The 20541-nt window shown below is 72.5% G+C and carries 22 protein-coding genes; 12 read left to right on the plus strand and 10 right to left on the minus strand.

The genetic code is table 11. The features are described from left to right. Positions 1–63: 63 nt before the first annotated feature. Both ADL08_RS04530 and ADL08_RS04535 read right to left on the minus strand, forming a co-directional pair. Positions 64–504: a hypothetical protein gene (locus ADL08_RS04530; RefSeq protein WP_234351992.1), complete on the minus strand. Its 441-nt coding sequence runs from the start codon at positions 502–504 to the stop codon at positions 64–66. Between the two features lie 136 nt (positions 505–640). Beyond that, positions 641–1288 (minus strand): flavodoxin family protein, encoded by a 648-nt coding sequence (locus ADL08_RS04535; protein WP_053640724.1) that lies wholly within the window; start codon positions 1286–1288, stop codon positions 641–643. A 235-nt stretch (positions 1289–1523) separates the two neighbouring features. Between ADL08_RS04535 and ADL08_RS04540 the strand changes: the two genes are divergently transcribed. After that, positions 1524–1715: a hypothetical protein gene (locus tag ADL08_RS04540; RefSeq protein WP_053640725.1), complete on the plus strand. Its 192-nt coding sequence runs from the start codon at positions 1524–1526 to the stop codon at positions 1713–1715. 40 nt (positions 1716–1755) lie between these two features. Here ADL08_RS04540 and ADL08_RS04545 read toward each other — a convergent pair whose 3' ends face one another. After that, on the minus strand, positions 1756–2142 hold the full coding sequence (locus ADL08_RS04545) for a PLD nuclease N-terminal domain-containing protein (RefSeq protein WP_053640726.1): 387 nt from the start codon (positions 2140–2142) through the stop codon (positions 1756–1758). Between the two features lie 90 nt (positions 2143–2232). On the opposite strand from ADL08_RS04545, the gene ADL08_RS04550 reads away from it, so the two are divergent. From ADL08_RS04550 to ADL08_RS04560, 3 genes are all read left to right on the plus strand, one after another. Beyond that, positions 2233–3690 carry a menaquinone biosynthesis decarboxylase gene (locus ADL08_RS04550; RefSeq protein WP_053640727.1) on the plus strand — a complete coding sequence of 486 codons (1458 nt, stop codon included), beginning with the start codon at positions 2233–2235 and terminating at the stop codon, positions 3688–3690. Positions 3691–3701: 11 nt separating this feature from the next. Beyond that, a complete protein-coding gene (gene mqnP, locus ADL08_RS04555) occupies positions 3702–4616 on the plus strand; it encodes a menaquinone biosynthesis prenyltransferase MqnP (RefSeq protein WP_053640728.1) in 915 nt (304 codons plus the stop codon). A gap of 70 nt (positions 4617–4686) precedes the next feature. Beyond that, positions 4687–5355, plus strand: coding sequence for a UbiX family flavin prenyltransferase (locus ADL08_RS04560; RefSeq protein WP_053640729.1), 669 nt, complete (start codon positions 4687–4689; stop codon positions 5353–5355). Here ADL08_RS04560 and ADL08_RS37040 read toward each other — a convergent pair. Continuing rightward, positions 5352–5489, minus strand: coding sequence for a hypothetical protein (locus ADL08_RS37040; protein WP_159042984.1), 138 nt, complete (start codon positions 5487–5489; stop codon positions 5352–5354). The genes ADL08_RS04560 and ADL08_RS37040 overlap by 4 nt on opposite strands. Before the next feature lie 137 nt (positions 5490–5626). Here ADL08_RS37040 and ADL08_RS04565 point away from each other — a divergent pair, with 137 nt between their 5' ends. Beyond that, on the plus strand, positions 5627–6082 hold the full coding sequence (locus tag ADL08_RS04565) for an Lrp/AsnC family transcriptional regulator (protein WP_017241016.1): 456 nt from the start codon (positions 5627–5629) through the stop codon (positions 6080–6082). Between the two features lie 63 nt (positions 6083–6145). Then, entirely contained in the window at positions 6146–7309 is a 1164-nt protein-coding gene (mqnE, locus tag ADL08_RS04570; protein ID WP_053640730.1) for an aminofutalosine synthase MqnE, read from the plus strand. Between the two features lie 53 nt (positions 7310–7362). Here the strand turns inward: mqnE and ADL08_RS04575 are convergent, their stop codons facing one another. Both ADL08_RS04575 and ADL08_RS04580 read right to left on the minus strand, forming a co-directional pair. Continuing rightward, complete coding sequence (locus ADL08_RS04575; protein ID WP_053640731.1) at positions 7363–8229, minus strand: AraC family transcriptional regulator; 867 nt, start codon at positions 8227–8229, stop codon at positions 7363–7365. 143 nt (positions 8230–8372) lie between these two features. Beyond that, positions 8373–8906, minus strand: coding sequence for a GNAT family N-acetyltransferase (locus ADL08_RS04580; RefSeq protein ID WP_053640732.1), 534 nt, complete (start codon positions 8904–8906; stop codon positions 8373–8375). Between the two features lie 128 nt (positions 8907–9034). Here ADL08_RS04580 and ADL08_RS04585 point away from each other — a divergent pair, with 128 nt between their 5' ends. From ADL08_RS04585 to ADL08_RS04600, 4 genes are all read left to right on the plus strand, one after another. Beyond that, positions 9035–9298, plus strand: coding sequence for a DUF4229 domain-containing protein (locus ADL08_RS04585; RefSeq protein ID WP_053640733.1), 264 nt, complete (start codon positions 9035–9037; stop codon positions 9296–9298). 394 nt (positions 9299–9692) lie between these two features. After that, positions 9693–11027 (plus strand): dicarboxylate/amino acid:cation symporter, encoded by a 1335-nt coding sequence (locus tag ADL08_RS04590; protein ID WP_053640734.1) that lies wholly within the window; start codon positions 9693–9695, stop codon positions 11025–11027. A gap of 125 nt (positions 11028–11152) precedes the next feature. After that, positions 11153–11797, plus strand: a complete 645-nt coding sequence (locus ADL08_RS04595) for a TetR/AcrR family transcriptional regulator (protein ID WP_053640735.1) — start codon at positions 11153–11155, stop codon at positions 11795–11797. 243 nt (positions 11798–12040) lie between these two features. Next, a complete protein-coding gene (locus ADL08_RS04600; protein ID WP_053640736.1) occupies positions 12041–13921 on the plus strand; it encodes an AMP-dependent synthetase/ligase in 1881 nt (626 codons plus the stop codon). Between the two features lie 35 nt (positions 13922–13956). On the opposite strand, the gene ADL08_RS04605 is transcribed toward ADL08_RS04600, so the two are convergent. Together ADL08_RS04605 and ADL08_RS04610 are read right to left on the minus strand one after the other, a co-directional pair. Further along, complete coding sequence (locus ADL08_RS04605; protein WP_053640737.1) at positions 13957–14622, minus strand: pyridoxine/pyridoxamine 5'-phosphate oxidase; 666 nt, start codon at positions 14620–14622, stop codon at positions 13957–13959. 119 nt (positions 14623–14741) lie between these two features. Continuing rightward, entirely contained in the window at positions 14742–15389 is a 648-nt protein-coding gene (locus tag ADL08_RS04610; RefSeq protein WP_053640738.1) for a TetR family transcriptional regulator, read from the minus strand. Positions 15390–15774: 385 nt separating this feature from the next. Between ADL08_RS04610 and ADL08_RS04615 the strand changes: the two genes are divergently transcribed. After that, a complete protein-coding gene (locus ADL08_RS04615) occupies positions 15775–16569 on the plus strand; it encodes a VOC family protein (protein ID WP_053640739.1) in 795 nt (264 codons plus the stop codon). Between the two features lie 158 nt (positions 16570–16727). Then, positions 16728–19163 (plus strand): PQQ-binding-like beta-propeller repeat protein, encoded by a 2436-nt coding sequence (locus ADL08_RS04620; RefSeq protein WP_053640740.1) that lies wholly within the window; start codon positions 16728–16730, stop codon positions 19161–19163. Between the two features lie 13 nt (positions 19164–19176). On the opposite strand, the gene ADL08_RS04625 is transcribed toward ADL08_RS04620, so the two are convergent. Together ADL08_RS04625 and ADL08_RS04630 are read right to left on the minus strand one after the other, a co-directional pair. Continuing rightward, positions 19177–19884: a hypothetical protein gene (locus tag ADL08_RS04625; RefSeq protein ID WP_053640741.1), complete on the minus strand. Its 708-nt coding sequence runs from the start codon at positions 19882–19884 to the stop codon at positions 19177–19179. 318 nt (positions 19885–20202) lie between these two features. Continuing rightward, complete coding sequence (locus ADL08_RS04630) at positions 20203–20421, minus strand: hypothetical protein (RefSeq protein WP_234351993.1); 219 nt, start codon at positions 20419–20421, stop codon at positions 20203–20205. Positions 20422–20541: the final 120 nt, after the last annotated feature.

Consider the following 20541-nt stretch of genomic DNA (forward strand, 5'->3'; position numbering starts at 1 on the left):
GTTCGACGAGAGCCGGGCTGCAGTCCGCCGGGAACTCGACGTCCTCGCGGTGGCCCATGCCGATCACCGGGCCTCCGGAGAAACGAAGTCACCATGGAGCACGGCTTCCAGGAAGGCCGTGGCTCTCTCGTCGTCCACGGTCACGAGGGTGTTCCCGGCAGAGCTCAGTTCGGTGGAGAGAGCGGTGAAGAGGGCGACGCCGTCGAGGAACCGGTCGTTCGCGAATGCGCTGAACCGGTGCACCTGCGCGGCGACGTCATCGTGTGCCCGGGGAGCTCGCGCCATCGTCGAGAGCTCTCCGGCCGGTCGCCCCTCGTGCAGGAGTCCCGCGATCTCCACCAGAAGGTTCGCGTTGCCGTTGATCGAGTCCCTGTCGTACTCGGGGCCCTCACCGCCCCCGACGTTCGGCCCACCTTGATCCGCCACCTGATTCAGGCGTGTTCCGGTGGACTGACGGGCCAGCGCCGCAGCCTTCAGTCGAGACCACTCTTCCTCGAACGACATGCGGTCCCCCCCAGCCGGCGCGCCGGAGAGGGACAATCCCACTGATACTGGCGGCGCTCGCTCTGACGTCCGGATCGACGTCGAGGAGACGCCCCGGCATCCCCGGGGAGGGGCGCGACCCGCAGCACCCCGCCCCTCACACCCCCACCGCCGCCCCCTCCTCGTACGGGAACAGCGCGAGCGGCGTCTCCCCCTGGAAGAAGGTCTTCGCGCGGATCAGGGCCTCCTCGTCGGCGCGGACGCGGCCCGGGCGGGAGCCCGTGCCCGTCAGGACGCCGCCGAAGCGCATCCGGAGGTAGGCGGCCGAGTGGTGCAGGGAGGTGACCAGGCCCTCGGCGACGACGTGCTCGTCGTGGGACAGGGCCGTCACGCCCCACAGGGTGCGGTCCGCCATGCGTGCCTTGAAGTCCGAGCCGGGGAAGTTCAGCCAGCCCGACCAGTAGTCGAGGTAGCGCTTGGTCTGGGCGGAGAAGCTGTACCAGTACAGGGGCGAGACGATGACGACGTCGGTCGCCGCGACCGTCGCCTCCAGGAGCATCTTCTCCGTCTCGTTCACCGGCGGGCCCGCGATCTCGTGCCGCCCGTCCTGGAAGTCCGGCAGCGACAGCTCGTTCAGGTCCACCCAGCGCTGCGGGACGCCCGCCGGCAGGTGCGCGGCCGCCTCGCGGGCCAGGATCTCCGAGTTGCCGTCCGCGCGCGAGCTGCCCAGGACGAAGAGGAACGAGCGGTTCGAGAAGTCCGGGGAATCCGGGGAATCCGGGGCGTGCGGGGTGTCCAGGGGCATGGCTGGGGCTCCGTCTCGTCGTGAGGTCTCCGGTGCCAACTCCGCCTCCCGCGCAGGTATTCCGGCCCCTGCCGTCACCCGGCCCCGGCCTCGGCCGCCCGCCGCGACTGCCGCCGATCGGCTGAGGATCGAAGGCCGTACCGGCCCGGTGCGCGGACGGCCGGTGGCCGGGGGCCTAGCTTGCGGAGTGCCGCGCTCGCGCGGAGTACCCCGTCGTTCTACCGAGAGGTCTTCCATGCGTTCCCTGCTGACCGCCCTCGCCGCCGCCGCCCTCGTCCTGGGGGCCGCCGGTGCCGCCAGCGCCGACGTGTACGTCGACTACGAGCCGGAGGACTCGTACACGATCGTCTTCGGCGACTGGCTCCAGTTCGCGGGCGGCGACGTCTTCAGCGCCGGTCACGACAACACCGTCGGCTCCGACGACTGAGACCGGGGCGGGGGGCCTCGTCGAGAGGCCCCCGGGTCCGTCAGGCCTCGTTCTCCTCGCCCCGCTCGCGCCGCTTCAGTTCCTCCTCGCGGCGCCGCAGGTCCGCCTCCCAGTCCTTGAGGAGGTCGTCCTCCTCGTCGCGCTTCCCCGGCGCGTCGTCCTTGAGGGACTTCAGGAACTCGGGGTTGTCGTCGGGGGCCACCCAGCCGCCGCCCCTCGTGCCCCCCGGGCCGGGGCGGCCCTTCGGCCCGCGCTCCTTGCCCGCGACGATCCAGCCGATCGCGCCGACGATCGAGAACAGCAGCACGACGATCGCCCACACCGGCTTCGGGAGGTGCTTGACCTCCTCCTCCGGGGTGTTCAGGCAGTCGATGAAGGCGTAGATCATCAGCGCCAGCGGCAGGATGAACAGCAGCGCCCTGAGCATGTGGGACAGCCCCCTGGAAGCGGTGGCGGGGGCGCGCTTCGGCGGCCCCGGTGACAGGTCCAGGGTAGCCGGTGACCGATACTTGCCCCTATGGCTTACGACGATCTCCGCTCGCTGCTCAGGGCTCTTGAGCGTGATGGCGACCTCAAGCGCATCAAGGCCGAAGTCGACCCGTACCTGGAGGTCGGGGAGATCGTCGACCGCGTGAACAAGGCGGGAGGCCCGGCGCTCCTCTTCGAGAACGTCAAGGGCTCCTCGATGCCGCTGGCGATGAACGTCTTCGGGACGGACCGCCGGCTGCTCAAGGCCCTCGGCCTGAAGTCGTACGGCGAGATCAGCGAGAAGATCGGCGGGCTCCTCAAGCCGGAGCTGCCGCAGGGCTTCGTCGGGGTCCGCGAGGCCTTCGGCAAGCTGGGCTCGATGGTCCACGTGCCGCCGAAGAAGGTGAAGTCCGGCGACGCGCCCGTGCAGGAGGTCGTCCTCACCGGCGACGACGTCGACCTGGACCGGCTGCCCGCGCTCTTCACCTGGCCGAAGGACGGCGGCTCCTTCTTCAACCTGGGGCTCACCCACACCAAGCACCCCGAGACCGGCGTCCGCAACCTCGGCCTCTACCGGCTCCAGCGCCACGACAAGCGCACCATCGGCATGCACTGGCAGATCCACAAGGACAGCCGGAACCACTACGCGGTGGCGGCCGAGCGGGGCGAGCGGCTGCCGGTCGCGATCGCCTTCGGCTGTCCGCCGGCCGTGACGTACGCCTCGACGGCCCCGCTGCCGGGCGACATCGACGAGTACCTCTTCGCCGGCTTCGTGCAGGGCAAGCGGATCGAGATGGTCGACTGCAAGACCGTGCCGCTCCAGGTCCCCGCGCAGGCCGAGGTCGTGATCGAGGGCTGGCTGGAGCCGGGCGAGATGCTCCCGGAGGGCCCCTTCGGCGACCACACCGGCTTCTACACCCCGCAGGAGCCCTTCCCCGCGCTGCGGATCGACTGCGTGACGATGCGGAAGCGTCCGCTGCTCCAGTCGATCGTGGTCGGCCGGCCGCCGAGCGAGGACGGGCCGCTCGGGCGGGCGACGGAGCGCTTCTTCCTGCCCCTGCTCAAGATCATCGTGCCGGACATCGTGGACTACCACCTGCCGGAGTCCGGCGGCTTCCACAACTGCGCGATCGTCTCGATCGACAAGAAGTACCCGAAGCACGCGCAGAAGGTCATGCACGCCATCTGGGGCGCGCACATGATGTCGCTGACCAAGCTGATCGTCGTGGTCGACAAGGACTGCGACGTCCACGACCTGCACGAGGTCGCCTGGCGGGCCCTCGGCAACACCGACTACGCCCGCGACCTCACCGTGGTCGAGGGGCCGGTCGACCACCTCGACCACGCCTCCTACCAGCAGTTCTGGGGCGGCAAGGCGGGCATCGACGCCACCAAGAAGCTGCCCGAGGAGGGCTATACCCGGGACGGCGGCTGGCCGGACATGGTCGAGTCGGACCCCGATGTCGCCGAACGGGTGACCCGTCGCTGGAAGGAGTACGGGCTGTGAGCAGCGATGCCATGCTCGGCAACGGCAGTGCGGAGCCCGTCGGCCCCCGCAAACGCGGGGGTGTCCCGGCCTTCCTGCGGCTCGTGATGATCGAGCACTCGGTCTTCGCGCTGCCCTTCGCGTACATCGCCTCGCTCACCGCGATGTTCCAGACGGACAGGAGGATCCACTGGTGGACGCTGCTGCTCGTCACCGTCTGCATGGTGGGCCTTCGGACCTTCGCCATGGCCTGCAACCGGATCATCGACCGCGAGATCGACGCGCGTAATCCGCGCACGGCCGGTCGGGAGCTGGTGACCGGGGCGGTGTCCGTGCGCTCCGCGTGGACCGGGGCCGGGATCGCCGTCGTGGTGTTCCTGGGGGCCGCCGCCCTCCTGAACCCGCTCTGCCTGGCGCTCGCGCCGCTCGCCGTGGTGCCGATGGTGGTCTATCCGTACGGCAAGCGGTTCACGAACTTCCCGCACGCCATCCTGGGCCTGGCCCAGGCGATCGGGCCCGTCGGCGCCTGGCTGGCGGTGACCGGGGAGTGGTCCTGGGACGCGGTGGTCCTGGGGCTCGCGGTGGGCGTGTGGATCGGCGGCTTCGACCTGATCTTCGCCTGCCAGGACGTGCAGGCGGACCGGGCGCACGGCGTCATGTCGGTGCCGGCCCGCTTCGGGATCCCGGCCGCCCTGTGGGGCGCGCGGGGCTCGGCGGTCGTGACGACCGGACTGCTCGTCTGGTACGCGCTCGCCACCGGCGCCGGGGTCTTCTTCTGGGTCGGCCTGGCGGTCGTCGTGGTGGCGTTCTGCTACGAGCACACGATCGTGAAGCCGCACGACCTGTCCCGGCTGAACCGCGCGTTCTTCACGACGAACGGCTTCATCGGGATCAGCCTGTTCGTCTGCGCGCTCCTCGACCTGCTGGTCCGCGGGCTCGCCCCGTAGCCCCGGCGTCCCGGACCCGTCCCGCACCGCCCCGGATCGTCCCGGACCCCTCACGGATAGGCTCGACGGCATGAACGACGGCAAGCGCACCCCCTGGATCGTGGGGGTTTCCGGGGCGTCGGGCACGCCGTACGCCGCCGCCGTCCTGAGGGGGCTGCTCGCCGCCGGGGAGAGCGTCGACCTGGTGGTGTCGCGGGCCTCGCGGCTGACCCTGCTCGACGAGACCGGGATCTCCTTCCGGGACGCGCACTGGCGCGAGGACCTGGCGGCCTGGCTGGCGCGGGGCGCCGACGGGAAGCCGGACACCTTCGACGCGGACCTGGCGGACGTGCGGTACTGGCCGGCCGGCGACCTGGGCGCGGGCCCGTCCTCGGGGTCGTACCCGGCGAAGGGGATGCTGGTGGTGCCGGCCTCGACCGCCGCGGTGGCGGGAGTGGCACTGGGGCTCTCGAAGGACCTGCTGCAGCGGGTCGCGAGCGTGACGCTGAAGGAGCGGCGGCCGCTGGTGGTCGCCGTGCGGGAGACCCCGCTGAACGGGCAGACGCTCCGGCACATGGTGGCGCTGGACGAGGCGGGCGCCGTGGTGCTGCCCGCCTCTCCGGCGTTCTACGCGGGGGCGACGCACATCCAGGATCTGGTGGACTTCGTCGCCGGGCGGGTACTGGACGCGGCGAAGGTGCCGCACCGGTTGTACCGCCGCTGGGAGGGAGAGCTGGGTGCGGCTCTCCGGTCTGATTAGCGCTTCTTCGCGCGCTCCCGGGGGGCGCGCTTCGAGGCGGGGACGGGCTGGTGGGCACGCGAGCGGTTGGCCAGGTCCTGCAGCTCACGCATGCGGGCGTAGGCCATCTCGATCGTGTACACGGTGAACACCACTCCTGAAGGTTCCGAACCCGAAGGTTCTCAAAGATCGACTGTGATCTGTTGAAAGATTCACAGGGTGTCGCCCCTGTGTACCTTAGATTCTATACCCAAACTCGCGGTATCGCTGGACAATGGAAGGCCTCATACCTATGGACGCCGTGGACAGGCAGCTCATCCAGGCCCTGCGCGAGAACGGACGTGCCTCGTACGCCGAACTCGGCCGGCTCGTCGGGCTCTCCGGCCCCTCCGTCACCGACCGCATCAACCGCCTGGAGGCGGCCGGGGTCATCACGGGCTACCGCGCCACCGTCGACGCCGCCTCGCTCGGCCTCGGCGTCACCGCCCTCATCGGCATCTCCCTCTCCGACGCCGCCGACCACGAGGACGTGGCCCGCCGGCTCAAGGACCTCGCCGAGATCGAGGACTGCTGGTTCATCGCCGGCGACGACTCCTTCATGCTCAAGGTGCGCGCGAACGACGTCGACGGCCTGGAGAAGACGATCCGCCGGCTCAGCGGCACGAAGGGCGTCTCCCGCACCCGTACGACGATCGTGCTCTCCACCAAGTGGGAGAACCGCGTCGGGGAGCTGCCCGAGGAAGGCTGACGGCGGGGCTGGGAGTACGGTGAACGACGAAGTCCGATGTCGGAGGAAAAGGGAGGCGGCCGCATGGACGCGGGGCTCAAGCGTGAGCTGGAGCAGAAGGTCCGGGACGGTGAGCGGCTGAGCCGTGAGGACGGCATCGCCCTGTACGAGTCCGACGACCTCGCCTGGCTCGGCGGTCTGGCCCACGAGGTCCGGACCCGCAAGAACGGCGACGTGGTCCACTTCAACGTCAACCGGCATCTGAACATGACCAACGTCTGCACCGCCTCCTGCGCCTACTGCTCCTTCCAGCGCAAGCCGGGCGAGAAGGACGCGTACACCATGCGCATCGAGGAGGCCGTGCGCCTCGCGAAGGCGATGGAGAACGAGAACCTCACCGAGCTCCACATCGTCAACGGGCTGCACCCCAACCTGCCCTGGCGCTACTACCCGCGCTCCCTCTCCGAGCTGAAGAAGGCCCTGCCGAACGTCTCCCTCAAGGCGTTCACGGCCACCGAGATCCACCACTTCGAGACGATCTCCGGGCTCTCCGCCTCCGACATCCTCGACGAGCTGATCGAGGCCGGTCTGGAGTCGCTGACCGGCGGCGGCGCCGAGATCTTCGACTGGGAGGTCCGGCAGCACATCGTGGACCACCGCACCCACTGGGAGGACTGGTCCCGGATCCACCGGCTCGCCCACGAGAAGGGGCTCAAGACCCCCTCGACCATGCTGTACGGGCACATCGAGGAGCCCCGGCACCGCGTCGACCACGTGCTTCGGCTGCGCGAGCTCCAGGACGAGACGAACGGCTTCCAGGTCTTCATCCCGCTGCGCTACCAGCACGACTTCGTGGACATGAAGGACGGCAAGGTCCGCAACAGGCTCCAGGCGCGCACCACGATGGCGACCGGCGCCGAGGCCCTGAAGACCTTCGCGGTCTCCCGGCTGCTCTTCGACAACGTGCCGCACGTCAAGGTCTTCTGGGTCATGCACGGCGTCCAGACCGCGCAGCTCGCGCTCCAGCACGGCGCCGACGACATGGACGGCTCGGTCGTCGAGTACAAGATCACGCACGACGCCGACAACTACGGCACGCCGAACAAGCTGGGCCGCGAGGACCTGCTCGAACTGATCAGGGACGCCGGCTTCCGCCCGGTCGAGCGGAACACGCGGTACGAGATCATCCGCGAGTACCCGGGCCCGGACGCGGAGCTGCGCGAGTCGCCGCAGCCGATGCGGGTCTGACGTCCGCCGGAGTTCGCGGAAGGGCCGGTGAGGGGTTCCCCACCGGCCCTTCCTCACGTCTCCGTGCGCTCCACCGGGATCCACAGCTCCGCCCGCGCCGTCGTCCGGTCCTCCGAGGGGTGGACGGTGAGCAGCTCGGGACCCGGCCGGCTCGCGTACGGGTTGGACGGGAACCACTGGGTGAAGACGTCCCGCCAGAGGTACTGGAGGGCCTTCGGGTAGGGGCCCTCGTTCTCGAAGACGGCCCAGGTCCCGGCGGCCACGTCGAGCGCGTCGAACTCCTCCGGGACGCCGGCGCCGCTCACCGCCCCGTGCCAGTAGTCCAGCTCGGCGCCCTCCTCGCGGCTGCCCGAGAGGTGGGTCACCGCCGACAGGACGCCTCCGGGCTCCCCGTCCGAGAGGCGGGCGAGCCGGGCCAGGCCCTCCTGGCCGATGGACCGGACGTGGGCGGCGATCGCCGGGTTCTCGCCCTCGTGGACCAGGGGGACCCGGGCCCCGCGCCCGACGATCCGGAAGGCGTCCTTCTCCACGATCCTGTACCGCATGGTGCTGTTCCCTTCGACGACGAGGCGGAAGGACATGCGCGGCTGGGAGCGCAGCGCGGCCCCGGTGCGGCGGGCCTCGCCGGGGCCGACGCCGTGCACCGCGCGGAACGCGCGGGCGAAGGCCTCCCCGGAGCCGTAGCCGTACCGCACCGCGACCTCCAGGAGCGTCCGCCCGCCGGCGAGCACCTCGGCGCCCGCGACGGTGAGCCGCCTGCGCCGGACGTACTCCGACAGCGGCATCCCGGCGAGCGCCGAGAACAGCCGCCGGAAGTGGTACTCCGAGGTCGTCGCGATCCGGGCGAGCACGGCCGGGTCGAGGTCGTCGCGCAGGTGCTCCTCGATGTGGTCGAGTGCCTGGTTCAGCCGCTCCAGCACGTGGTCCGTCCTTCCTTTTCCGTGCCCTCACCGTAGGAGGGGGGCCCGGTGCCGGACCCGACGTTTCCGTGCCCGGTCCGGTCGGGTGCGGCCCGCCGGGCCGGTCGGGTGCGGCCCGCCGGGCCGGGTCGGGCCGGGTCGGGTCAGGTCAGCGGGAGCAGCATGACGATGTCGTCGCGGTCGTCCCCGGGGGCGACCCGGATCGCGCCGGGGACGCGGCCGACCTCCTTGTAGCCGGACCCGGCGTAGAAGCGGTCGACGCCGGTGCCGCCCCGGCAGGTCAGCCGGATCGCCTCGACCGCCTCGAAGCCCCCGGCGGTGCGGGCGGTGCGCTCGACCGCCGCCATGAGGTCGCGGCCGTACCCCCTGCCCTGGTGCCGGGGGTGGACCATCACGGTGTAGAGCCACACCCAGTGCCTCATCAGGGGGTGGGCGTTGAAGGTGAAGAAGGCGGTGGCGGCGACCTCGCCGTCCCCGTCGCGGCCGACGAGCAGGCGGGTGTCGCCGCGGGCCATGTCGACGAGGTGCCCGAGCAGGGCGGGGCGGATCTCGTCGGGGGTCACGGGCGGGACGAAGCCGACGGCGCCGCCCGCGTTGGAGACGTCGGCCCAGAGGGCGAGGACGCCGTCGCGCAGGGCGGGTCCCACCGCCGGGTCCACCTCGAACGTAAGGGTCATGGGGCGAGATTATCCATTACCCGAGGGGTGCTCAAGAGGGCCGATGGCCGAGGAGCCGCGGCCCCGTGCTTCACTGGGAGGACGCTCGTCCCATAGGGGATCTTTTCGGAACGGAAGAGTGGACTGACATGCTCCGTTACACGGTGCTGCGGCTCGGGATCTTCGCCGGGTGCTTCCTCGCCCTGTGGGGCCTCGTCTACGTCGGCGCGCTGCCGCGCGGCCTCGGCGACTCCAACCTGCTCTGGGTCCTCGTCCTCTCCATCGTCGTCTCCGCTCCGCTCAGCTTCGTCCTCCTGCGCGGACAGCGTGACGAGATGAGCGCCGAGATCGTGGGGAAGGTCGACCGCGCGAAGGACCGCCTCGCCGAGAACCGGTCCCGCGAGGACGTGTAGGAGGGCGCCGCCCTCCCGCCGTGGAGACCGCGTAAGGATTCCGTAAGTTTCATCACACATCTACCCCCGGGTAGGAGCTTCCAAGGCTCCGGCCTGGGGGTTTCTGTGTTTCGGAGGCGGAAGGGCGCCTCCGTACCCCAAAGAAGAGCTTTGAGGTTCTCAAAGTTCAAGTGTTAACGTGTTCGACATGAAGACCGCAGCGCGCACCTCCGACGCCATGAGCCCTCCGCTCGTGGCGCGCCTGCACGTCGACCTGTGCCGCTGCATGTCCGCGGTCTGTCGCCGCGAGCTCTGACCTTCCCGGCATTCATGCGGCGGCCCGCGCCCGAGCGCGTTCCCGTGGCCGCACCCCCGTCCCGTATTCCCCCGATACGCACCTGTGGAGTGTGTCTCTGTGTCCGCGTCCGTTGAGACCCCCGAGGCCAAGCCCTCGTCCCGGATACCCAAGGTCCCCTTCTGGGCCCAGATCATCGTCGGTCTGGTCCTCGGCGCCCTGCTCGGCTGGATCGCCCGCAGCCAGGACGTCTCCTGGCTGAAGGAGACCCTCGGCCAGGTCGGCGACATCTTCGTCCAGCTGCTCAAGCTGGCCGTCGCCCCGCTCGTCTTCTTCGCGATCCTGGTGTCGATCACCAACCTGCGGAAGGTGAACAACGCCGCCCGGCTGGCCGGCCGCACCCTGCTCTGGTTCATGATCACCTCCCTGATCGCGGTCGCCATCGGCCTCGCGATCGGCCTGATCACCAACCCGGGCTCCGGCACCGGCCTCACCCCGCAGGACGGCAAGCTGCCGAAGCGCGAGGGCTCCTGGATCGACTTCCTCACCGGCATCGTCCCGACGGACGTCATCACGCCCTTCACCGAGCTGAACGTCCTCCAGATCGTCTTCATGGCCGCCGTCGCCGGCATCGCCGCCCTGAAGCTCGGCGACCGCGCCAAGCCGATCCTCGCCCTCTCCGAGTCGGTCCTCGAACTGCTCCAGAAGGCCCTGTGGTGGGTCATCCGCCTCGCCCCGATCGGCACCGTCGGCCTCATCGGCTTCGCCATCGCGGACTACGGCTGGGACCTGATCGGCAAGTACGCCACCTTCACCGCCGACGTCTACGTCGGCTGCGCGATCGTCCTCTTCGGCGTCTACCCGCTGCTGCTCGCCACGGTCGCCAAGGTCAGCCCGCTCCACTTCTTCAAGGGCGCCTGGCCCGCCATCCAGCTGGCCTTCGTCTCCCGCTCCTCGGTCGGCACCATGCCGCTCACCCAGAAGGTCACCGAGCGCCTCGGCGTCCCGAAGGAGTACGCCTCCTTCGCCGTCCCGTTCGGCGCCACCACCAAGATGGACGGCTGCGCCGCGATCTACCCGGCGCTCGCCGCGATCTTCATCGCGCAGATCTTCGACGTGCAGCTCGGCATCCAGGACTACCTCCTGATCGCCTTCGTCTCGGTGGTCGGCTCGGCGGCCACGGCCGGCCTGACCGGCGCGACCGTCATGCTGACCCTGACCCTCTCCACCCTGGGCCTCCCCCTGGAGGGCGTCGGCCTGCTCATGGCGATCGACCCGATCATCGACATGATGCGCACCGCCACGAACGTCGCGGGCCAGGCGCTTGTCCCGGTGATCGTCGCCGCCCGCGAGAAGATCCTCGACCACACCGCGTACGAGAACGCCTCGTCGTCCCCGGTCGACGACCCGACCGAGGCGCGTACGGAGGACGAGAAGGTCCTGGTCGCGGCCTGACCGGTCGACCCGTACGGAGAAGTCCCCGCTGTTCCTCGTGCCCCCGCCCCTGCCGGGCGGGGGCACTAGGCTGCTCGGGGGCGGTCGGACGATCTTGTGGACGGTGGGAAGCGGGGGTGGGTGCCATGGCCGGCGGTGCGAAGGCGCGGCGGCTGCCGCGTGCCGTGCGGGAGCGGCAGATGCTCGACGCGGCCGTGCGGAGCTTCGCGCGGCACGGGTACCAGACGGCCTCCATGGACGAGATCGCCGAACTCGCCGGGGTCTCCAAGCCGCTGGTGTACCTGTACCTGAACTCCAAGGAGGAGCTCTTCACCGCCTGCATCCGGCGGGAGGCCGGGGCGCTGCTCGCCGCCGTGGCCGCCGGGGTCGGGGACGGGGAGCTGCCGCCCGACGAGCGGCTGTGGGCGGGACTGCTCGCCTTCTTCACGTACGCCGCCGACCACCCCGACTCCTGGGTGGTGCTGAGCCGGCAGGCCCGGACGCAGGGGGAGCCGTTCGCGACCGAGGCGTCCCGGATGCGGGAGGAGATCGCGGTCTACGTGGCGGGGCTCATCGGCGAGGCGGCGCGCGGGGCGCACGGGGCCGGGACCATCACGGAGCGGGACGTGACCGCGCTCGCGCAGGCCCTGGTCGGCTCGGCCGAGTCCCTCGCGACCTGGGCGAACGAGACGCCGGGGGTGACGGCGAAGGAGGCGGCCGCGACGCTGATGAACTTCGCCTGGGCCGGGCTCGGAAACCTCATGAAAAGCGAGCGCTGGTCTCCCCGTTGACCCTTACCGCACAGTAAGGTTACCGACTGGTTAAGTCGTTGCGGGCCTCAACGCGCCCGCGTGTCAGCCCAGTTCGACCCCACTCGTCCCTCTCGGTACGTCCTCGACCCGCTCTCGTCCCGCTCTCGTCCCGCCCGCGGATCGCCCGCAGGTCGCCCGCCGATCGACCTCAGCACGTCCTCAGCACGTCCTCAGCACGTCCTCAGCACGTCTCAGTCCGTCGCGAAGACCGAGGAGCCGCACGTGTCCGTCGCCACCGCCGCAGCCGGGACCGAGCCGGTCGAACCGCACAAGTTCCTGGTCGACGGGAAGGTGCGGGAGGCCTCCGTCCCCGCCCTCGTCCCCCGGATCGCCCGGGGCTCCCTGGCCGACCTGCCGTACGACAACGCCCGCCAGGACCCCGAGGCCCCGCTCTTCTCCCGCAGGGGCCCCGGGGGCGAGTGGTACGACGTCCCGGCCGCCGTCTTCGCCGCCGAGGTGCACGCCGTCGCCAAGGGCCTCGTCGCCCACGGCCTCCAGCCGGGCGACCGGCTCGCCCTGATGGCCCGCACCACCTACGAGTGGACCCTGCTCGACTTCGCCGCCTGGGCCGCCGGACTCGTCACCGTCCCCGTCTACCCCACCTCCTCCGCCTTCCAGACCCGCTGGATCCTCCAGGACTCCGGCGCCGCCGCCTGCGTCGTCGAGGACCCCGCCCAGGCCCGACTCGTCGCCGCCGAACGACCCCGACTGCCCGGCCTCGCCCACCTCTGGACGATCGACGCCGGCGCCGTCGACCTGCTCCGCCGGGCGGGGGAGCGGATCTCCGACGAGGCCGTCACCGCCCGCCGGGGACTGCTCACCCCGGAGACCCTCGCCACCCTCGTCTACACCTCCGGCACCACCGGCCGCCCCAAGGGCTGCGCCCTCACCCACGCCAACTTCTTCGCCGAGGTCGACAACGCCGTCCGGCTCCTCCACCCCGTCTTCGTCTCGGAGAGCAGGGAGCCCGCCGCCACCCTGCTCTTCCTGCCGCTCTCCCACGTCTTCGGACGGATGGTCTCCGTCGGCTGCGTGCGCGCCCGGGTGCGGGTCGGGCACGCGCCCTCCGTCGAGGGCGAGGAGCTCCTCACCGACCTGGCCGCCTTCCGGCCCACCTTCCTCCTCGCCGTCCCGTACGTCCTGGAGAAGGTCTTCAACACCGCCCGCGCCACCGCCGAACGCGGCGGGAGGGCCGCCTCCTTCGACCGGGCCGCCCGGATCGCCCGCCGCTACGGCCGGGAGGCCTCGCCCTCGCTGCCGCTGCGCGCCGCCCGCGCGCTGTACGACCCGCTGGTCTACCGGCGGATGCGGAACGCGCTCGGCGGACGCGTGAAGTACGTGATCTGCGGCGGCTCCCCGCTCGGCGCCCGGCTCGCGGAGTTCTTCGCGGGCGCGGGCGTCGAGGTCTTCGAGGGGTACGGCCTGACGGAGACCACGGCGGCCTCCACGGTCACCCCGCCGCGCCGGCCGCGCACCGGGACCGTCGGCTGGCCGCTGCCGGGCACCGCCGTCCGGATCGCCGACGACGGCGAGGTCTGGCTCAAGGGCGGCCACGTCTTCGCCGGGTACTGGGACGCGCAGCGCGGGGCGGCCGTGCCGTACACCGACGACGGCTGGTTCCCCACCGGCGACCTCGGCTCGCTCGACGCCGACGGCTATCTGCGGATCACCGGCCGCAAGAAGGACCTCATCGTCACCTCGGCCGGCAAGAACGTGGCCCCCGCCCCGCTGGAGGACTGGCTGCGGGCCCACCCCCTGGTCGCCCAGTGCGTCGTGCTCGGCGACGACCGCCCGTACGTCACGGCCCTGATCACCCTGGACCACGAGGGCCTGTCGCACTGGCGGCGGATGCGGGGCAAGGAACACCTGGCGCTCTGGGAACTCACCCGCGACGAGGAACTCCTCGCCGCCCTCCAGCGGGGCGTGGACGACGCCAACCGCCTCGTCTCCCGCGCCGAGTCCATCCGCGCCTTCCGCGTCCTGACCACCGACTTCTCCGAGACCTCGGGCCACCTGACCCCGTCCCTGAAGCTCCGGCGGGGCGCGGTGCTGCGGGACTTCGCGCGGGAGGTCGAGGAGATGTACCCGGCGGGGAGCGAGTAGGCCTCGCCGAACGGGCGCCACGGCCCCGACGACCGCTACGGCCAGAGGAGTTCGCGGATCCAGCCGTCGGGCGTCGACGGGTCGCGGCGGTAGCGGAGCCGTACGTGGCGGCGGCGTTCGTCGCCCTGGAAGAACTCGACCTCGGCCGGTTCGACCGTGTACGGGGTCCAGGTGGGGGCCGGGGCGTCCGGCTCCGCCTCCGCCCGGTGCCAGGCCGCCGTGCTCGCCGCGGCGAGGGTCTCCGGGGAGTCCAGCACCTCGCTCTGCCGGCCGACCAGGGCCGCCGCGAGGGCCCCGGTGGTGCGGGCGTGGAGGTCCGCGTACGCCTCCTCGGGGGTGCCGGTGGCGACGGGGCCCCTGACCCGGACCTGGCGGCCCTGGACCGGCCAGTAGAAGCCGAGCGCGGCCTCCGGGCGGGCGGCGAGCTGGCGGCCCTTGGCGCTGGTGGAGTGCGAGGCGAAGTGCCAGCCGCGCGCGTCGGCGCCGTGCAGCATCACCACCCGCACGTCGGGGCGGCCCTCCTCGTCCACGGTGGCCAGGGACGGGGTGTGCGGCTCGGTCTGGCCGGCCGCGACGGCCGCCGTGAACCAGTCGTGGAAGAGGGCGAGCGGGTCGGGCGGGGCGCCCGCCGGGTCGAAGGCGGGCAGCGCGGTGTCCCAGACCCGCAGGGAGCGCAGGGCGCGGTCGAAGTCGGTCGTCATGGGGTCACGGTAGTCACGGGGGCGGAGGGTTTCCGCCGCGGAGACGGCGACGCCGGCGGCGGTCCGTGGGGGCGGGCCGCCGCCGGCGTCGGCGACAGGACGGATGGAGGGGAGGGGGGCTATCTCACCGGCTTCTTGCCGGTGATGCCCAGGTGCACCAACAGGGCCAGGTTCGGCTTCAGTTCGGCCTGCTTCACGCCCCAGGTCTGGAAGCCCTTCTGGTGTCCCGCGACCGCGGCCAGCATCGTCACCAGGGAGCCGGCCATGGCGGCGGGGCCGACCTCCTTGTCGACCTTGCCCTTGGCCTGGAGCTCCTTCACCGCGTCCGTCAGGGAGTTGGTGACCGAGTTCAGGATCTTCATGCGGATCTTGTAGAATCGCTTGTCGCCCTCGGCGGCGCCGAGGTCCACGACCCGGAGGATCGCGTCGTGCTTCCGCCAGAAGTCCAGGAAGCCCTCGACCAGTTCCTCGGAGGACTGCCAGCCGGCCTTGCCGACCCAGGAGCGGCCGGAGGCCAGGCCGGCCAACCCGGCGCCCTCCTTCGCCATTTCCTCCGCGATCTCCAGAACCGCTCCCTCGACGTCCGGGAAGTACTGATAGAACGTCGCGGGTGAAGTACCCGCCTTCCGGGCCACGTCGATGACCTTGACGTCCCGGTAGGGCGAGGAGCTGAGCATCTCACCGAGGCAGTCGAGCAGCTTCTGCCGCGTCGCCTGACCGCGTCGACCGGCCACGCGGCCGTCGACGGTGCGTACTTGTCCTGTCATGCCGTCAGCTTACCGACGGGGCCTCGGGGCGCGATTCGGCCGACTGCAAATGGGGTGCACCCCGGTGCGAACGCGTTCTGCGAGGTGGGAGTGAGTGCGGGGCGGAGAGTGAGGGAGAGGGGACGGTCGGTATTGAGCCAATGTTCATGACGGGGGCGAGGCCGTGGCGGTGTCGGGCCGGTGCCGGCCGGCGGTGGAGAGGGGGCGGCGGCGCCGGGGGAGCGAGGGCCGATCGGGGGACCCCGTACCCGAATAGAGTTATGAACAGTCTGTGGACAACTTCGGTGGACAACCCGGGCGCCGCAAGGGTCCCACCCCGTCGAACCGTCTCTTTGTTCGCATGTCGGGGCATGCGCGGCCGGCGCCGCCGCCCTAGCGTGGAGCCATGGCCGTACGTACTGAGGGCACCCCGTGCTGGGTGGACGCGCAGCTCCCCGACCTGGAGGCGGGCAAGCGCTTCTACGGCGAGCTCTTCGGCTGGACCTTCGACCCCGACCGCGACGAGGCCCTGCTGCGCGGGCGGCGCGTCGCCGGGCTCCTCCCCAAGCGGGACGGCCGCATGCCCACCACCTGGACCGTCTACCTCGCCACCGAGAACGCCGGCACCCTCGCCGCCCGGATCAGGGCCGCCGGCGGCCGGATGGTCATGGATCCGTACCCCGTCGGCCCCTTCGGCGTCCTGGCGCTCGCCGCCGACCCCGGCGGCACCGTCTTCGGCCTCCGCCAGGCGGGCGAGGACGACGGCTTCGCGGCGGTGAACGAGCCGGGCGCCTTCTGCTGGATGGAGGTGTACACGCGGCGGCCGGACGCCGTCGACACCTTCTACGCCACCGTCTTCGGCTACCTCGGCCGCCAGGCCGACCCCGAGGAGGAGGGCGCGGGCCCCGACCTCGACTACCGCGTCTGGTCGCCCCCCGGCTCCCGGCCCGGCGACGACAGCGCCTTCGGAGGCCGGGCCGTGATCACCGACGACTTCCCCGCCGAGATGCCCGGCCACGTCCTCGCCTACTTCGCCGTGGACGACTGCGACGAGGCCCGCGACACCACCGTCCGGCTCGGCGGCCGGGTCGTCACCCCCGCCCGGGACACCCCGCACGGCCGCGTCGCCGTCCTCCGGGACAACCAGGGCGCCCTCTTCGCGGTGCTCGCCGAGCCGAAAACCGACCGTACGGGCGGATAGGTCCGCAACCGTCCGGCCCGGCGCGCCCCGCACCGGACCGCCCCCCGCGCCGGGCGACACCCCGATCCGCCCCCGGGTTCGCCACCGGGCCCCCGGACAGGAAGAATCAGGGCCACGGGGCCGTACCCTCATGGCCCGTACGGGGAGGTGGCAGGCAAGTGGAGCAGCTGACGCAGCACGACCCGAGACGCATCGGGCCCTTCGAGGTGCTGGGCCGGCTCGGCGCGGGCGGAATGGGCCTGGTCTATCTCGCGCGCTCGGCCTCGGGCCGGCGCGTGGCGATCAAGACCGTGCGCACGGAGCTCGCCGAGGACCAGCTGTTCCGGGTCCGCTTCACCCGGGAGGTGGAGGCCGCACGGGCCGTCTCGGGCTTCTACACGGCCGCCGTCGTCGACGCCGACCCGCGCGCCGCCGTGCCCTGGCTGGCCACCGCCTACGTGCCGGCGCCCTCCCTCGAAGAGATAGTGAACGAGTGCGGGCCGCTCCCGGCCCAGGCCGTGCGCTGGCTGGCGGCCGGCGTCGCCGAGGCCCTCCAGTCCATCCACGGGGCGGGCCTGGTCCACCGCGACCTCAAGCCCTCCAACGTCCTCGTCGTCGAGGACGGCCCCCGGGTGATCGACTTCGGCATCGCGTCCGGCGTCTCCAACACGCGCCTGACCATGACCAACGTCGCCGTCGGCACCCCCGCCTACATGTCGCCCGAGCAGGCCCGCGACTCGCGCAGCGTCACCGGCGCCAGCGACGTCTTCTCGCTCGGCTCGATGCTGGTCTTCGCCGCCACCGGCCACGCGCCCTACCACGGCGCCAACCCGGTCGAGACCGTCTTCATGCTGCTCCGGGAGGGCCCCGACCTGGAGGGACTGCCCGACGAGCTGCGGCCCCTCATCGACTCCTGCATGCAGACGGACGTCACCCGGCGGCCCAGCCCGGCCGACCTCCAGGCCCAGCTCGCCCCGCACCTCTTCGGTCCCGGCAGCGACGACAGCGGCACGGCCTCGGCCTGGCTGCCGCTGAGCGCCACCGCCATGATCGAGCGGCGCCGCGGCGGCGGCCGGACCCCCGCCGCGCCGCCCGCCCCGCCGGTCCCCCCGCCGCCGGCGGACCCGCCGGGCCCGTTCCCCGACCCGTACGGCCCGGAGCGCGGGCCCGGGGGCGGCGGCAGGCCCGAGCCCGCCCCCGTCGGCGGCCGGCACGCGGGTCCCGCCGAGAGCGCGGGCGGCCCCGTGCGCCTCGGCGGCGGGGCCGTGCCCATCGGCCCCGGCCCCCGGGTCGCCGACACCCGGGCGGCGCTCGCCGTCGGCCGGGGCGCCGACGCGGGCCCCGCGACCGGCTGGATCCGGCCGCCCGGCGGCGGCCCGCACGGCGCCGAGCCCGGCCCGCCGCCGGGCTCCCGCCCGCTGAACGTGCCCGCGCAGGGCGGCACGGGACCGAACCCGCCCCCGCCGGAGCCCGGCCACTGGAGGCCCTGGCGCTTCCGCATGTCCAACGACGTCTGGGGCACCCCGGTCGTCGACGGCGACCTGCTGTACGTCACCTCCTTCGAGGTGCACGCCCTGGACACGGGCAGCGGCCGGCGCCAGTTCAAGACCCGGGACGTGGCCTGGTCCATGGCCGTCGCCGGGGGCCGCATCCACGCCTCCGACGGGCCCACCCTGTACGCCCTCGACGCCGGCGACGGCGGCGAGCGCTGGCGGCTGCACACCGACGCCTGGGTGTACGCGCTGAAGGTCGACCGGGGCACGGTCGTCACCGGTACGCGCGGCGGCGGGGTCCAGGGCCGGGAGGCCTCCAACGGCGCCAAGCTGTGGGAGGTCACCGGCGCGCAGACCGACTTCGAGACCCCGGAGGCGGGGCCCGCCGTGCACGGCGACACCGTGTACGTGTGGCGGGACGCCCGGCTCCAGGCCCTCGACGCCCGGACCGGGACGGAGCGCTGGTCGTACCCGATCGGGGACGCCGCCTCCTGCGGGGGAGTACCCGTACGGGTGGCCCCGGCCGAGGACGGCCACGTGTACGTGTCGGCCGGGACCCGGGTCCTGTCCATCGACATCGCGGGCGGGCACGTCCGCTGGCACTTCGAGGCCCCGGCCGTCTTCCTCTCCCCGCCCGCCTTCGCGCCGGGCCCGGCCGTCACCGGCGGCGGGGTGTACCTCGCCGACCACCTCGGCACGGTGTACGCGCTCGACGCCACCACCGGCCAGGACCGCTGGCGGATCGCGACCGAGCAGCGCCAGTCCACCGAGCCGGTGCTCGTCGCGGACGGCAACGTGCACGTCGGCAGCGGCAGCGCGCTCTACACGCTCGACGCGGTCACCGGCACGCCCCGGTGGCGGTTCGCCGCGGGCGGCGAGCTGGTCGGCTCCCCGGTGGTCGCGGACGGCCGGATCCACTTCGGCTCGGCCGACCACGTCCTCTACACCCTGGACGCGACCGGCGGCCAGCTCCGCTGGAAGCTCGCGACCGGCGGCGAGATCACCGGCTCGCCGGTGGTGAAGGGCGGGGTCGTGTACGCGTGCAGCAAGGACCGCTGCGTGTACGCGCTCGACGCGGTGAAGGGCACGGCGACGGGCCGGGGGCCGGCGGCGGCGCGCTGACGGGCCCGGCGCCTCAGCGGGGCCCGGGACCGTCCTGGTCGGGGTCCCGGCCCTGATCCCGGCCCTGATCCCGGTCGGGCATCTCGAAGGTCCGGGTCGGCTCGGACCCGTAGGGGTCGTACGAGCCGGGGGCGGCGGACTCCCGGGGATCGCCCGCGGGCGCCCCGTAGGGGTCGGCGACGGGGGCCTCCCGGGGGTCGGGACCGCGCGCTTCGCGGGGGTCGGGGCCGTCGGCCGGGGGCGCGTACGCCCGCGGCTCCTCCGGCCACGTCCGCCCCGTCCGCTCCTCCGGATCCTTCCGGGCCTCCCGTCTCCGCCCCGACATGACGAGCGCGCCGAGCAGCAGCAGGATCCCGCCGCCGAGGGCGTTCGCGACCCCGTCGCCGAGGCCCGCACCGCCGCCGCCGACCGTGAGGCTGCCCTCGTACTGTCCGACCCGCACCATCCAGAAGACGGTGAAGCCGAGGACGACGAACCCGGCGAGGGCGACTAGGGGGCGGGAGCGGAGCACCACGCCGACGAGGGCGAGGAGGGCGGCGAGGGCGAAGGGCAGCAGGAGCGACCACCAGAGGTCGGCCTTCGCCCCGGTGATGCCGGTGAACAGCTCGCCGAGGGCGTAGTCGCGTCCGTGACGGCCGTCGTACCAGGCACGGAAGGGGCTCAGAACGGCGGCCGTCGCTCCGGCGAGAGCCAGGACGGCGCCGACGACATTGCGGATCATCGAAGCGGCCTCCTGAGTGGTCCGGCTCTCGCTCCCGACGCTACGCCCGCTCGGAGGGGCCCGCCATGCGGCGCGGACGGCCCGCTCCGGCACCGCCTCGACGCGCGCCGGCGGCCGGACGCGCCGAAGGGGCCGGGCAGGTGCCCGACCCCTCCTCGTGCGGTGGTCCGATCGCGTCGCGCACGGGCCCTGTCCGGCGGATCCCCCCTGGTTCCGCCGGACGTCCCCCGAGCCCGTGTGCTCCCCCGTCGACCGGACCCCTCGGGCCCCGGCGGCTCCCCCGAAGTCGCCGCCGCGGCCCTTCCCCGTCGGGATGGACTACTTGGCCGGTTCCGACGTGGCGTGCATGTTGTCGGTCGTGGCCGTGCCGGCGTTGCCGTCGATCGGCTCCGTGGTGGCGTGCATGTTGCCGTTGACGCCGATCTTCGCGGCCACGGAGTCGGCGAGCGGAGCGCCGGTCGCGTGCATGTTCTTGCTGACGATCTCTTCGCCGGCGGCGCTCGGCTCGGTGGGGTCCAGGTCGGCCATGCTGATCATCTCCCGTTGTTACTTCGGATGGGGCGGGTGGGACCGTCCGGCCGTTCCCCCGTGGACTGCTGGGCGGTCCCACCCGGAGCCGTTCACCCTAGTGCGACGGTGTGACGGCCTTACCGGCGA

The organism is Streptomyces sp. NRRL F-6492, from assembly GCF_001280125.1.
Classification (GTDB): domain Bacteria; phylum Actinomycetota; class Actinomycetes; order Streptomycetales; family Streptomycetaceae; genus Streptomyces.